The 14124-nt window shown below is 61.9% G+C and carries 13 protein-coding genes; 3 read left to right on the top strand and 10 right to left on the bottom strand.

Translation table 11 applies throughout. The annotated features are described in order from the left end of the window. Positions 1-25: 25 nt before the first annotated feature. Both FYJ40_RS02900 and FYJ40_RS02905 read left to right on the top strand, forming a co-directional pair. On the top strand, positions 26-244 hold the full coding sequence (locus tag FYJ40_RS02900; protein WP_117583778.1) for a cation transporter: 219 nt from the start codon (positions 26-28) through the stop codon (positions 242-244). 99 nt (positions 245-343) lie between these two features. Further along, entirely contained in the window at positions 344-2296 is a 1953-nt protein-coding gene (locus FYJ40_RS02905; RefSeq protein WP_195838537.1) for a heavy metal translocating P-type ATPase, read from the top strand. Positions 2297-2394: 98 nt separating this feature from the next. Here the strand turns inward: FYJ40_RS02905 and FYJ40_RS02910 are convergent, their stop codons facing one another. The 8 genes from FYJ40_RS02910 to FYJ40_RS02945 form a co-directional block, all read right to left on the bottom strand. Beyond that, positions 2395-3165 carry a Cof-type HAD-IIB family hydrolase gene (locus FYJ40_RS02910; RefSeq protein ID WP_154515757.1) on the bottom strand — a complete coding sequence of 257 codons (771 nt, stop codon included), beginning with the start codon at positions 3163-3165 and terminating at the stop codon, positions 2395-2397. A gap of 6 nt (positions 3166-3171) precedes the next feature. Further along, positions 3172-5031 (bottom strand): ABC-F family ATP-binding cassette domain-containing protein, encoded by a 1860-nt coding sequence (locus tag FYJ40_RS02915; protein ID WP_154515761.1) that lies wholly within the window; start codon positions 5029-5031, stop codon positions 3172-3174. Positions 5032-5236: 205 nt separating this feature from the next. Next, entirely contained in the window at positions 5237-6109 is an 873-nt protein-coding gene (gene pstB, locus FYJ40_RS02920; RefSeq protein WP_154515764.1) for a phosphate ABC transporter ATP-binding protein PstB, read from the bottom strand. Next, entirely contained in the window at positions 6106-7032 is a 927-nt protein-coding gene (gene pstA, locus FYJ40_RS02925; RefSeq protein ID WP_370450579.1) for a phosphate ABC transporter permease PstA, read from the bottom strand. Before pstA ends, pstB begins: the two co-directional genes overlap by 4 nt. After that, complete coding sequence (gene pstC / locus FYJ40_RS02930) at positions 7025-7933, bottom strand: phosphate ABC transporter permease subunit PstC (protein WP_154515767.1); 909 nt, start codon at positions 7931-7933, stop codon at positions 7025-7027. Before pstC ends, pstA begins: the two co-directional genes overlap by 8 nt. 24 nt (positions 7934-7957) lie before the next feature. After that, entirely contained in the window at positions 7958-8911 is a 954-nt protein-coding gene (locus tag FYJ40_RS02935; RefSeq protein ID WP_229770638.1) for a phosphate ABC transporter substrate-binding protein, read from the bottom strand. A gap of 275 nt (positions 8912-9186) precedes the next feature. Continuing rightward, positions 9187-10623, bottom strand: coding sequence for a M20 family metallopeptidase (locus FYJ40_RS02940; protein ID WP_154515773.1), 1437 nt, complete (start codon positions 10621-10623; stop codon positions 9187-9189). Between the two features lie 54 nt (positions 10624-10677). Beyond that, the gene (locus FYJ40_RS02945; RefSeq protein WP_229770639.1) at positions 10678-11340 is read right to left on the bottom strand and encodes an HAD hydrolase-like protein; all 663 of its coding nucleotides are present in this window, start codon (positions 11338-11340) and stop codon (positions 10678-10680) included. 155 nt (positions 11341-11495) lie between these two features. Here FYJ40_RS02945 and FYJ40_RS02950 point away from each other — a divergent pair, with 155 nt between their 5' ends. Further along, on the top strand, positions 11496-11654 hold the full coding sequence (locus tag FYJ40_RS02950; RefSeq protein ID WP_154515779.1) for a DegV family protein: 159 nt from the start codon (positions 11496-11498) through the stop codon (positions 11652-11654). Between the two features lie 187 nt (positions 11655-11841). Here the strand turns inward: FYJ40_RS02950 and FYJ40_RS02955 are convergent, their stop codons facing one another. Continuing rightward, a complete protein-coding gene (locus FYJ40_RS02955) occupies positions 11842-12600 on the bottom strand; it encodes a TIGR00730 family Rossman fold protein (protein ID WP_154515782.1) in 759 nt (252 codons plus the stop codon). A 233-nt stretch (positions 12601-12833) separates the two neighbouring features. After that, positions 12834-13973 (bottom strand): tRNA guanosine(34) transglycosylase Tgt, encoded by a 1140-nt coding sequence (tgt, locus tag FYJ40_RS02960; RefSeq protein ID WP_154515785.1) that lies wholly within the window; start codon positions 13971-13973, stop codon positions 12834-12836. Positions 13974-14124: the final 151 nt, after the last annotated feature.

The raw sequence follows: 14124 nt of genomic DNA on the forward strand, positions 1-14124 counted from the left end.
GCAAATACAGGGAAAGGAACCCATCATGAAAAAGCAGTTCAAGCTCGACGAGATCGACTGCGCCAACTGCGCGCGTGAGCTTCAGGACGAGTTGGCTAAGCTCGAGGGCGTCAAGTCCGTTTCGGTCAACTTTATGACTCAGAAGCTGACGCTCGAGGCCGACGACGCTGAGTTCGACGAGGTCCTCGATCGCGTCGTGGAGTTCACCGCCGACGCTGAGCCGGACTGCGAGATCATTCTCTAGCCTGCGCATACGCCGATACGCAAGGCCGCGCTTGTCGCGGCCTTTGTCGCGATGTTATATGAGCGAGTGTTCATACATTCAAATGGGAGGATACGAGTCATGGCAACCGCCGACCCCAAGAAGAAAAAGAAGAAGCGCAAGAAAAAAGAGTCACTCGAGCATAAACGCAACCGCATCCTGGTAGCACTGGGTATTTTTGTCGTGGTGTACGCCCTCGATGAGCTCGGCGCCCTCACTATCGCATTTGGAGAGCCCGGCAACATCTACGCCAGCTTTGTGCTGTTCCTCGTGCCGTTTTTGATTGCCGGATACGACGTGCTCCAAAAGGCATTCAGCAACATCCGCCGCGGCAAGGCGTTCGACGAGAGCTTTCTCATGGCCGTCGCGACCATCGGCGCGTTTGCCACGGTGCTCTTCCCCGACGCCGACCCGCACATGGCCGAAGGCGCCGCCGTTATGTTGTTCTACCAGGTCGGCGAGCTGTTCCAGGCCTACGCCGTGGGCAAGAGCCGCAAATCGATCAGCGCCATGATGGACATCGCGCCCGATTACGCCAACGTTGAGCAAGCTGACGGCACGCTCGAGCAGGTCTTTCCCGATGACATCGCCGTCGGCACCGTCATTGTCATCAAGCCCGGCGAGCGTGTGCCCATCGACGGCGTTATCGTCGATGGCGAGACCCAGCTCGACACCGCCGCCCTCACCGGCGAGTCGGTCCCCCGTACCGCCAAGACCGGCGACGATATCATCAGCGGCTGCATCAACATGACGGGTCTTATCCGCGTACGCACCACCAAACCCTTTGGCGAGTCCACCGTCGCGCGCGTCCTGGAGCTTGTGGAAAACGCCAGCGAAAAGAAGGCACGCACCGAAAACTTCATCACACGGTTCGCCCGCGTCTACACGCCCGCCGTCACCGGCGCGGCAGCGGTGCTCGCGCTCGGCGGCGGCCTGGTGACCGGTGCTTGGTCCGATTGGATCCTGCGCGGCCTGACCTTCCTCGTCGTCAGCTGCCCGTGCGCACTCGTAATTAGCGTGCCGCTGAGCTTCTTTGGCGGCATCGGCGGCGCGTCCAAGCTGGGAGTTCTCATCAAGGGCTCCAACTACCTCGAGGCGCTCGCCGATGTGGATACCGTCGTCTTCGACAAAACCGGCACGCTCACCAACGGCACGTTCTCGGTCGTCGCGGTGCACCCCGAGGGCGGCTATACCGAGCAATCGCTGCTTGAAGTCGCAGCCCTCGCCGAGTCATTCTCCGACCATCCCATCGCGCAGTCGGTGCGCGCCGCCTTCCAGGGCCAACTCGACCCCAAGCGTGTATGCGACTCCGCCAACGACGCGGGCCATGGCGTGACGGCGACCATCGACGGCAAACACGTCGTCGTCGGCAATGCCAAGATGCTCGCCGCGATCGGCATCAAAGCACCCGATTGCGAGGTCGTCGGCACTATCCTCCATGTGTTGGTCGATGACGTCTATGCCGGTCACATCGTAATTGCCGACACCGTCAAAGCCGATGCCGAGCAAACGATTCGCGAGCTGCACGCTGCCGGCGTCAAGCGCACCGTCATGCTCACGGGAGACCGCGAGGAAGTGGCCGCCGCCGTGGCAAAGCAGCTGGGACTCGATGAGTTCCACGCGCAGCTTCTGCCAGGAGACAAGGTCGAGCGCGTCGAGGCATTGCTGGCGACCGAATCGGGCAAGGGCAAACTCGCCTTTGTGGGCGACGGTATCAACGATGCGCCCGTGCTCACCCGTGCAGACGTTGGCGTCGCCATGGGCGCCATGGGCTCCGACGCCGCAATCGAGGCAGCGGACGTTGTACTGATGGACGACAAGCCGTCCAACATTTCCCGCGCGATCCGCGTGGCTCGCAAGACCATGACGATTGTTTGGCAGAACATCATCTTTGCGCTGGGCATTAAGTTGCTGATTCTGGTACTCGCGGCGCTCGGCATCGCCAACATGTGGCTCGCCGTGTTCGGCGACGTGGGCGTGGCGATCATCGCCATCCTGAACGCCATGCGCGCGATGAATGTCAAGAACCTGTAGCATACGTGGCTGTCCGGCCGGGCGACGCGGCACACAACGCGCAAGGGGCGTCCCCAACTGCCGGCAGAAAAGGAACGTCCCCAAGTGCCGAGCCGCAGCTATAGCAGCCCAAAGTGCTTTGCGGCGTTGTAAATTCCGTCGTCGTCCACGGCGGTCGTCACGTAGGTCGCCGCGGCCTTCACGGTATCCTGCGCGTTGCCCATGGCCACGCTCGTACCCACGGAGGCAAACATCGACAGGTCGTTCTCGCCATCGCCAAAGGCGATCGCCTCGCTCGCGTCGATGCCCAGGCGCTCCAGCGTCGCCGCCACACCCAGGTCCTTGCCGCCGTTGGCCGGAATAATGTCGCAGAACAGGTCACACCAGCGCGTGGTGAGCGAATGCGACACGGCATCGGTCACGACATGCTCGTCGGCCGGATCCACAAAGGCGCAGAACTGGTAAACCGGCGCATCGAAGGCGTGCTCAAACGGCTCCTCGTGGTAGACGATTCCCGCGTTGTTACCGGCCGTCACCACGCGCTCGGACAGGCGGTTCACAAACGAGTTCTCGCCCTGCATGCACAGTGAGTCATAGCGCCCCTCGGCCACCTGGTCCACAATCACCGCAACGTCGTCCGGATCAATCGGGCAGCTGCGGTAGACGCCCTCGGCATCAAAACAGTGCTGGCCCGAAAGCGTAATATACGCATCCCAGCCAAGATCGAACAGCCAATCGGGCATCTGGTAGGTCGGACGGCCCGTGGCGATCACGCACGCAATCCCCTGCTCGTGAAAGCTGTCGAGCACTTGCTGCGCCGACGCCGGAATCCGGTGCGTCTTAAAGCTCAGTAGCGTACCGTCGATATCGAAAAACGCGGCTTTGATCATCCTCGTCTACTCCTCGCCCTCGAGCTTCTCGCTCGCCTCGAGCCACGCCATCTCCAGCTCGTCCATAGCGGCGTGAGCCTCGTCGATCTTTGCCTGTTGCTCGCCCAGCGCCGTGTAGTTGGTGGGGTCGACCTGAGCCATCGCGGCCTCGGCCTCCTCCACGCGAGCGCGCTGCGTCTCCATCTTGCGCTCGAGCGAGCTCACCTCGCGGCGGAGCTTCTGGCGCTCGGCGTTGGAAAGGCCATTGGGCTGACCGCTCGCCTTGGGCTTTTCGGCCGCAGCTGCCGCGGCACCGGTGTCGAACGTGCCGGTCTTGGCGCTCGGCGCACCCACGGGCTCGCCCTCGGCGGTGGCATTGCACAGGCGCAGGTACTGGTCGACGCCGCCGGGCATGTGCGTCAGGTGGCCGTCGAGCAGCGCCCACTGCTGGTCGGTCACGCGCTCCATCAAAAAGCGGTCATGCGTTACCAGAATCAACGTGCCGGGCCAACCATCGAGCAGGTCCTCGACAATCGCCAGCATGTCGGTATCCAGGTCGTTGCCGGGCTCGTCCAGGATGAGCACATTGGGCTCGTCCAGGATCGTCAGCAGCAGCGATAGGCGACGGCGCTGTCCGCCCGAAAGATCGCCGATACGGCTCCAGAGCTGCTGCGTCGTAAAGCCCAGACGCTCGCAGAGCTTCTCGGGCGAGGTCTCCTTGCCATCGATGACGTAATACTTCTTGTAGTTGCTGAGCACCTCGCGGATCGTGTCGCCCATGTAGGGCTCGAGCTCCTCGAGCTGCTGCGACAGCACGCCAAAGCGCACCGTCTGGCCAATCTTCACGCGGCCGCGCAGGGGCGCGAGCTTGCCCTGAATCACATCGAGCAGTGTGGACTTGCCGGCGCCGTTCTCGCCCAAAAGACCATAGCGGTCGCCCGCGCCAATGAGCCAGGTCACATCGGTGAGCACCTGCTTGGGCGCGCCGTCGGTATCGGCATAGCCGGCGTCCACGTCGACCACGTCGATAACCTGCTTGCCCAGGCGACTCACCGCCAGGCGCTTGAGCTCCAGCTCGTCGCGCACGGGCGGCACGTCGGCGATGAGCTCGCGAGCGGCCTCCACACGAAACTTGGGCTTGGTGGAGCGCGCCTGTGCGCCGCGGCTCAGCCACGCGAGCTCCTTGCGCGCCATGTTGCGACGGCGCTCCTCGGTAACGGCGGCCATGCGGTCGCGCTCTACGCGCTGCAGGATATATGCGGAGTAGCCGCCCTCGAAGGGGTCGACCTGGCCGTCGTGGACCTCCCACATGCTGGTGCAGACCTCGTCCAAGAACCAACGGTCGTGCGTGACCACGAGCATGGCGCCCTGGCCGCGCTGCCAGCGGGCCTTTAAGTGGCGTGCGAGCCAGTTGATGGTGCGCATGTCCAGGTGGTTGGTGGGCTCGTCGAGCATGAGTACATCGTAGTCGCCGATCAGCAGGCGCGCGAGGTCCACGCGACGGCGCTGACCGCCCGAAAGCTCGCCCACCGTGCCCTCCCAGGGCACATCGCTAATAAGGCCGGCCAGGATCTGGCGCGTACGCGGGCTCGAAGCCCATTCGTACTCGGGCGTGTCGCCGACGACGGCATGATGCACGGTGTCGGTATCGACCAGATTGTCCTTTTGGCCGAGCAAACCAATCGTCGTGTCGCGGCGATGCGTCACGCGGCCGTCGTCGGGCTCCAGCGTACCGGCGAGCACGCTCAGCAGCGTCGACTTGCCGTCGCCGTTTTTACCGACGATGCCAATGCGGTCGCCCTCGTCCACGCCGAGCGTCACGCTATCGAAAATATGCTTGGTGGGAAACTCTAGGCTGACGGAATCGCATCCCAAAAGAATCGCCATATGCCCTGCTCCTTCGTAGAAATTCAACGTTGTCCATGATAGCAGCGAGCCCCACCCCAAACCACCACGAAGGTGCCTGTCCCCTTTGTGGTGGTCGTTTCGGTCGCAGAGCAAAAAGGCGGGCCATCTCCCGCAAGAGATGACCCGCCTCTCCAATCAGTCCCGCGGCAACCATGGCCGCCGCGGGCCTCAAGCATGTCCCGGACTAGGAGAACATGCCGGTGAGGTAATCATTCAGCCGCTTATCCTTGGGCCGTTGGAAAATCTCGTCGGTCTCGTCGTACTCGACCATATCGCCCATGTAGAAAAACGCCGTGCGGTTGGACACGCGCGACGCCTGCTCCATGTTGTGCGTCACGATGACGATGGCGCGGTCGGCAACAATCGATGACATCAGGTCCTCGATTGCCAGCGTCGAGATGGGGTCGAGCGCCGAGCAGGGCTCGTCAAACAGAATCACATCGGGATTGAGCGCCAGCGTGCGCGCAATACACAGGCGTTGCTGCTGGCCGCCCGAAAGCGCGTAGGCGCTCTTGTCGAGCTTGTCCTTGACCTCGTCCCACAGCGCCGCGCCGCGCAGGCTTTCCTCGACCATGCGATCGAGCTCGTCGCGGTCAGTAATGCCGTGGCGTTTGGGCGCAAACGTGATGTTGTCGCGAATGGACTTGCGGAAAGGGTTGGGCTGCTGGAACACCATGCCAATGGAGCGACGCAGCTCGTAGGTGTTCTCGGTCTTGGTGTTCACGTTGCGCCCGCGATAGTTGATCTCGCCCTCCACGCGGCAGCCGCGAATCTCGCGATTCATAAGGTTGAGGCTGCGCAAAAAGGTCGACTTACCGCAGCCCGAAGGCCCGATGAGCGCCGTGATCTCGCCCTTGTGAAAGTCGAGCGACGTATCGTGCAGCGCATGGTGGTCGCCATAGTAAACGTTGACGTCCTTGGTGGAAAGCACGACCTCGTCGCTCACGGCTTTGCCGCTTACGCGCACGCGCTTCTCGCTCTCCCCCACGCTCGACAAAAAGTCCTGGGTCTCGGACGCGGCCGCCTCGGTTGCGGGCGTTTCATTTATCTCGCTCATTCGGCCGTCATCCTCCTTGCCAGTTGCTTACCCACGATACGGGCGACTACGTTAAACAGCAGCACGCAGATCATCAGCAGTGCCGCGGTGCCCCAAACAATCTGCTGTGCCTCGGGGCTGCCCTCGCCATAGATCTTATAGATGTGCACGGCGAGCGACTCACCGGGGCGGAACACGTTCCAGGCGCAAGTGGGACTCGACAGGTTAAAGCTCAAGAAGTTCAGACGCACCGGCGAGCTCATGCCCGAGGTAAAGAGCAGCGCCGCGGCCTCGCCAAACACGCGGCCGGCCGAAAGCACGATGCCGGTCACGATGGCGGGCATGGCCTCGGGGATCAGGATGTGCAGCGTGGCTTCCCAGCGGGTGAGGCCCATAGCCAGGCACGCATCGCGCTGGGCCTGCGGCACGTCCTCGAGCGCCTGCTGAATCACGCGCACCAGGATGGGGATGTTGAACATGGTGAGCGCGACGGCGCCGGAGATGATGGAGTACTTCCAGCCCAGCTGCACCGAGAACACCAGAAAGCCGAACATGCCGACGACGATGGAAGGCAGCGAGGACAGCGTCTCGATGGCGGTGGAGGCAATGTCGCGGATGGGGCCGTCCGGCGCGTACTCAACCAGGAAGACCGCGCCGCCCAGACTGATGGGCACCGAGATACTTAAGGTGATCAGCAGCAGATAGAACGAGTCGAACAGCTGGTAGAGCACGCCGCCCTGGGTTCCGTTGGCGCGCGCGGGCTGCGTGAGAAATCCCGGCTGGAACAGCGTCGAGATGCCCTCGAACAGAATATAGGCCACCATGGAGACGACGATGAGCATGACGATGGCGACGATTGCCGCCAGCACGCCCGTGGCGATGCGGTCCTGTTTTTTGACACGCCTGAGTCTCGCCTCGTCGATATGAATGCGCGTGCTAGCCACGAGCCTTCGCCCCCTTGCGGCCGATAAGGTGGATGATCAGGATAAAGATGAGGCTCATGCCCATCAGTAGCAGACCGAGCGCCCACAGGACGTCGTCCTGGGCCGAGCCCTCGGCATAGACCGCCATAGACGTGGTGAGCGTGGTGGTGATGGTGGAGGCCGGCGACAGCAGCGACGTCGGCATGGCCTCGATGCCGCCGATAACCATGCGCACGGCGAGCGTCTCGCCAAAGGCACGGGTCATGCCGAGGATGACCGCGGTCATGAGCGACGGCATGGCGGATTTGAGTACCACGTGCCAGATGGTCTGCCAGCGGGTGTAGCCCAGCGCGAGCGAACCCAGACGGTAGCTATCGGGCACGGCACGCAGGCCATCGACCGAAAGGGTGGTCATCGTCGGCAAGATCATGACGGCCAGCACGATGGCGCCGGGCAAGATGCCCAGGCCCGTGCTCACATGGAAAACGCTCTTCATAAGGCCGACGACCACGTGAAAGCCGACCAGGCCAAAGACGACCGAGGGAATGCCGGTCAAAAGCTCAATAAGCGGCTGAAACACCTTGGAGCCAAACTTAGGGCTAATCTCGACCGCAAAGATAGCAGAGCCGATGGCGATGGGCAGCGCGATAAGCGTGGAGAGCACCATGACCGCAAACGAGGTGACGATCAGGGGCAGGGCGCCGGTATAGGGCAGGCCGTTTTCGGCCGTGTTGGCCAGGTCCCACTTGGTGCCGGTAAAGAACTCGACGACCGAAACGCCGTCCTTGAGAAAAGCCGAGAGGCCCTTTTGGGCGACCATAAAGATGAGCGCGGCAACGACAAGCGTCACGAGCGCTACGCACGCGCCCGTGACGCCCAGGCCCACGTTCTCAAGGTCGCGCTTTGGCAGCTGTTTTGCCATTGCAAACCTTTCCGGGGCGATTACTTATTTAGCGGAGACCTTGCCGCTGGCGTCCTTGACGACCTTCATGGCAGAGACAGGGATAAAGCCCTGCTCCTCGACAAGTTTGCCCTGGACGTCGTCGGAAAGCATGAACTCCAGGAAGGCCTTGGTGGCATCGTCGGCGTCCTTTGCGCAGTACATGTGCTCGGTCGCCCAGATCTTAAAGGAGTCGTCGGTGACGTTTGCGCTCTTGGGCTCCACGCCCTCAACCTTGATGGCGTTGAACTTAGAGTCGTCGAAGTGCGAGAAGTCGAGGTAGGAGATGGCGTTGTCGGTGCTGGCCATCTGAGTCTGAACGTCGCCGGACTTGTCGAGCTCGGCGTCGCCCTTAAAGTCGACGGCCTCGTCACCAAAGACGGCGGCCTCGAAGGTGGCGCGGGTGCCGGAGCCGGCCTTGCGGTTGAGAACGACGATGGTGGCGTCGTCGCCGCCGACCTCCTTCCAGTTGGTGATCTGGCCGGAGAAGATGCCCTTGAGCTGCTCGAGGGACAAGTCGTCGACCTTCACGTTCTTGGAGACGACGGGGCCCATGCCCACGACGGCGACCTCGTGGTCGACGAGGTTCTTGACCTGGTCGGCCTCGAGCTTGGTCTCGGCGAAGACGTCGGAGTTACCGATGGTAACGGTACCGGCGGCAACGGCGGTCAGGCCCTTGCCCGAACCGTTGCCCGAGCCAGAGACGGAGACGTCCGGGTTGGCGTCCATGAACTTCTCGGCAGCGGCCTCGACGAGAGCCTGGAACGAGGAGGCGCCGTCGTAGGTCACCTCGCCGGAGACGGACTCGGCAGCGGCGCTGCCCTTGTCGGCGGCGTTGGAAGCGCCTGCGCCGCCGCAACCAACGAGGCCGAGGCCCACGAAGCTGGCAAGACCACCAGCGAGGCCGAGGAACTGACGACGAGAATAAGCCTGATCGAGCATGATCTTCCTTTCATACATGCGACTCGCGGGCACCCTGCCCGCTTTGCTGTTTGGAAAGATACGGCCTCGATCGGGCGGTGCCCGCGCCAACTGCGGTTTCTTACGGGCATTTGATAGACCCTTACCGCAAGCGCGACTCGGCTTTACAAACGAATAACAAACCCGCCCCCAGGCATGGCCCGCCTTTTACACCAATAAAAACAAAGTTGCGGTGAAATAGTTCCTGCTTGGCCATCAAATGGCCCATTCTAGGAACTATTCCATCGCAACTTAGATTAGGAAACCGTGTAACCTTAAAGCTCCAGCTCATTCAAGCGCAAAATCGCCACGATGTAGATCTTGAGCGCCTGCTTGAGCTGTTCCTCGTTGGCGCACTCGTTGGGGCCGTGCATCTGGCCGCCCCATGCGGGCAGCTCCAGGCCGGTTTCCTCGGGGCCAAACGACACGGCGCGGGCAAAGTTGCGCGCGTACGTGCCACCGCCCATGGCAAAGGGCTCGGCGTGCTTGCCCGTAAACTCGTTATAGGTATCAATAAGCGCCTTCACGGCCGGATCGTCGGCGGACACCGAGAACGGCGCCTTTGCACGACCCACACGGCACGTCACGCCAAAGCGGCCCACGAGCGGCTCGAGCTGCTCGCAGATGGTATCGGCGCTCGTGCTGTCGGGGAAACGTACGTCGATGACCTGCTCAATATGGCCATCCATCACACGGATAACACCGGGGTTGCACGTGAGCGGGCCAAACGCCGGGCTCGTCGCGTCGATACCCAGGCCGTGGCCATAGGCATCCGCATGTACAAAGGTCAGGAACTTGACAAACTCGTGCTCGGCGGGCGTCAGCAGGCGCTCGTCGCGTGCACCAAACGCGTCCTCGGCCTCGCGCAGATACGCCACGATGAGGCCGACGGCATTGATCGTTCCCTCGGGCATCGAAGCGTGACCGCCAATACCGTGGGCGAAAATCTGCGCATGCCCGTTATCGAGCGCCGTGATCTCCAGGCGGTCGGCGTTCTCAACGGGCGCCGGCAGCTCATCGGCGGCAATCGCGAGCTCGCAGATAGACTGCGACGGAATGGCGTTGCTCGCCTCGGCACCGCTCCACGATACGATGCGCCCGCCGTCGATCTTGGAGCTCACAAACGTCGCCCCAAACTGGCCCTTCTCGGCATTGCAGACCGGGAACTCGGCATCGGGCGTAAACAAAAAGTCGGGGTCTGCGTGGTTCTCCAGATAATGGTGAACGTCGGACATGCCCACTTCCTCATCGCAGCCCAGCAGCGCGCGGAAGGTATAGCGCGGCACAATGCCGTGCTTGATCAGGTAGGCACCGGCGTAGAGCGACAACACGGCCGGGCCCTTGTCGTCGATCACGCCACGACCGAGCAGCCAGCCCTCGCGGCGCTCCATCGCAAACGGGTCGGTGTTCCAACCGGGACCGGCGGGCACCACATCCACATGGCAGATGGTCGCAAGCTGCTTATCGCCGCGGCCGGGAATGTCGGCGATGCCCACATAGCCCTCGTCGTCGCTCGTCTGGTAGCCGAGCTTTTGCGCAATGCCGAGCGCACAATCGAGCGCATCACGGACCGGGCGGCCAAACGGCGCACCGGGCTCCGCATGGGCAGCAACGGCCACGGACGGATAGCTCACCAGCTGCTCGATATCGGCAACGACATCTTCCCAGATCTCGTCGACATACTCGGTAACGCTCTGCTCCACCTGATTCATGGACGACCTCCTTACCAATGAGCGACGGCCACACCCGCCCCTCACATAACGTCATTAGATGGCGAAAAGTTTAGCAAGCTCGGCCACCGAGTGTACCACTGCATCGGCACCCGCCGCCTCGTGCTCGCCCGGCACCGCCGCGCCCGAATAGATGCCAATGCACGGCACGCCCCTGGCGTGCGCGCCCTCCACATCGTTAAAGCGATCGCCGATCATCACGGCATCGTCCGCCGTCGCGCCGAGCGCCGCCAGGGCATCGCGAACCGAATCGGCCTTGGTCTCGCGCCCCTGCGGCGGATTCATACCGACCACCGCCTCAAACTGCGAAAGCCCCAGCTCGCCCACCATGTCGATACACTTTGCCTCCATGCGCGACGTCGCCACGGCCAAGTGATGCCCCTGGGCGGCCAGGCCATCGAGCAGTTCGGGAATTCCATCGAACACGGGGTACTCTTCCGGTCCCAGCTCATCAAAAAAGGCACGGTACTCGTCGGCCACCACAAGCGACTCCTCGCGCGAGAAGCCGTAAAAGTCGTGGAAGCTCTTCCACAACGGAGGCCCGATCATACGGCGCAGGTCACCCATCTGCGCCTCAGAAAACCCGCGCGCAGCCAGCGTTTTACGCGTCGAGGTCATCACCGCACGGCCCGTGTCGGCCACCGTGCCGTCAAAATCAAACAGCACGACCGACCGCTTGCATATCTCCAGAGCCTCCATCGACATCCCTCTTCCCCAGTTGAAGATTTCCACACTGACACTTCAAACTGTTGACTATTCAACAATTGAACCTAGTAATGTGGAACGACTCTACTATACTTTCGCACTTTGCTCTCAGAAGGCGGCGCGCAAGCGCCCCAACGAAAGGTGCAATTATGTCTTTTGCCATCATAACCGACTCCACGTCGGGCATCTCCCCCGCCCGCGCCCAAGAGCTCGGCATTTACGTGATTCCACTTCATGTGATTATCGAAGGCGAAGAGCCGCTCGACCAGGTGCAGGCCAGCTCACGCAGATGCTCAATATTCGCCTGACCGTTTCGCCGGAGTGGAAATCGAGCAAGATCAAGGCGATCAAAAAGGGTCGTGGCGCCAAGCGCATCGTCACCAATCAATCCCTATTCCACCGCAACTTGGAAGCAGTTCATTTGGGACGGGGCTAAAAAGACTGGTATCAAACGTTTCAGACCAGTCTTTTTAGCCCCGTCCCATTTTACCTACCCTACATCAGCCCGCTCAGGACAATATCGACGGCCTCGTTGAGGTCATCGGTGATGTGGACGAGGTCTGGATCGAGTGGGCTAATCATGCCGGCATCCATCACCGGGCCGTTGAGCCAGTCGAACAGGCCCTGCCAGTATTCGCTGCCCACCAAAACAAGCGGCATGCGCTTGACCTTGTGCGTCTGCACCAGCGTGAGCACCTCAAACATCTCGTCGAGCGTACCAAAACCACCGGGAAACACGATGGCGCCCGAGCTGTATTTGACAAACATGGTCTTGCGCACAAAGAAGTAGCGGAAGTCCATGCCGAGGTTCACGTATTTGTTGAGCCCATGCTCGTGCGGAAGCTCAATACCCAAGCCGACCGACTTGCCGTTGGCGCTCGCCGCTCCCCTGTTGGCCGCCTCCATAATGCCAGGACCACCGCCGGTGATAACCGCCACGCCGCGCTGCGCGATCTTGCGGCCGACCGTGCGCGCCGCCTTGTAGAGTGGATCGGTCTTGGGCGTGCGGGCACTGCCGAAGATGGTCACCGCGGGCCCGAGCTCGGCAAGCGCGCCGAAGCCATCGACAAACTCGGCCTGAATGCGCAGCACACGCCACGGGTCGGCGTGCAACCAGTCAGTCGAGTCCTCGGGCGCCAGCAGGTTGGCGTAGGTGTTGTCCTTAGGAATCATAGGGCCGCGCATAACCACGGGGCCGCGTCGGTACGTCTCGTCGTAGGCCGGCTCGCCCTCGACGTTCTCATTCTTAATCATGGGATACTCCTATCGAAAATAGAAACGGGCGGGGTCGACGCCATGCGTCAAACACCCGCCCGAACATCAACCATTCGGTATGGTACCCACGATGCATCAAACGCTTGCAAGGCATCGGTCAGAGGTCGTGCAACCGATGCCGACGCATGCGATGCCCGGCGCCGGCTACGCACGGTCGATTGGCACGTAGCCTCGACACCGCGCGAGCGCCCCCGTAAGCGCACCCGCAGCTCTTAGTAATCCACTGCCGCGGGGCTGTTCATCCAGTCGCTCACGAACGCACCGTAGTGGCCCTCGATAATGGCCTGGCGGGCACGCTGCATAAGGTTGAGCAGGTAGTAGATGTTGTGCATCGAAAGCAAAATGCCGCCGAGCATCTCCTTCTGCGTGACCATGTGGCGAATGAGCGCACGGCTGTAGCCGCCTGTGCACACCGGGCAGGTACAGGTGGGATCGATGGGGCCGTCGTCGTGCGCAAAGCGGGCGTTGCGGAAGTTAAGGCGACCCTCGCTCGAGAACGCCGTCCCCATGCGGCCGGTGCGCGTCGGCAGCACGCAGTCGAACATGTCGATGCCCACGCCTACACCACGCACGAGCGTCGTCGGGTTGCCGACGCCCATCAGGTAGCGCGGCTTATGTTTGGGCATGTACTCACTCGCGAGCGGCGCCAGCGTCTCAAACATGGTCTCGTGGTCCTCGCCCACCGAGTAGCCGCCAATGCCGTAACCGGGGAAGTCACCGCACTCCTCCAGATGGCGCAGCGAACGCAAGCGCAGGTCCAGATGCATGCCACCCTGAACGATGCCAAAGAGCGCCTGGTCGTCACGGGTATGAGCCTTATAGCAACGCTCGGCCCACATGCTCGACAGCTCAACGGCGCGCTCAACGTAGGCGCGCGTGGCGGGATAGCCCGGGCACTGATCGAGCTGCATGCAGATGTCGGAGCCGAGCTTCATGGCGATTTCCATGTTGTCCTCGGGCGTCCAGAACACGTGGCGGCCGTCGTAGTCGTTGACGATAAAGCGCACGCCCTCGTCGGTGAGCTTGACGGCGTCGTTGTGGCTGAACACCTGGAAACCGCCGGAATCAGTGAGGATGGGGCCATGCCAGTTCATAAACTTGTGCAGGCCACCCAACTCGGCGATGGTGTCCTCGCCGGGACGCATGGACAGGTGATAGGTATTGGCGAGCACGATCTGGGCGCCGAGCTGCTTGACAGTCTCGGCAGGAATGCCCTTGACGTTTGCCTTGGTGCCCACGGGCATAAAGATCGGCGTCTCGATGTCGCCGTGCGGAGTGTGCAGCACGCCGGCACGCGCATGCGTCGTCGGATCCTCGGCGATCAGGTCGAATTTAAATAGGCTCTGGTCCATAAACTGGAACTCCTTGGTTGCGGTTCATACGCAAACCATTATAAAGACCGCGGCAGGTGAACGGCATAACGTCTTTCGGAGAAGGGAATGTCAAGCGCAAACTGAATATAGCGGCCAAATTTTTGCTATCCAAGCGAGCCATCGAACACGT

The organism is Collinsella sp. WCA1-178-WT-3 (M1) (assembly GCF_009696325.1).
Taxonomy (GTDB): Bacteria; Actinomycetota; Coriobacteriia; order Coriobacteriales; family Coriobacteriaceae; genus Collinsella.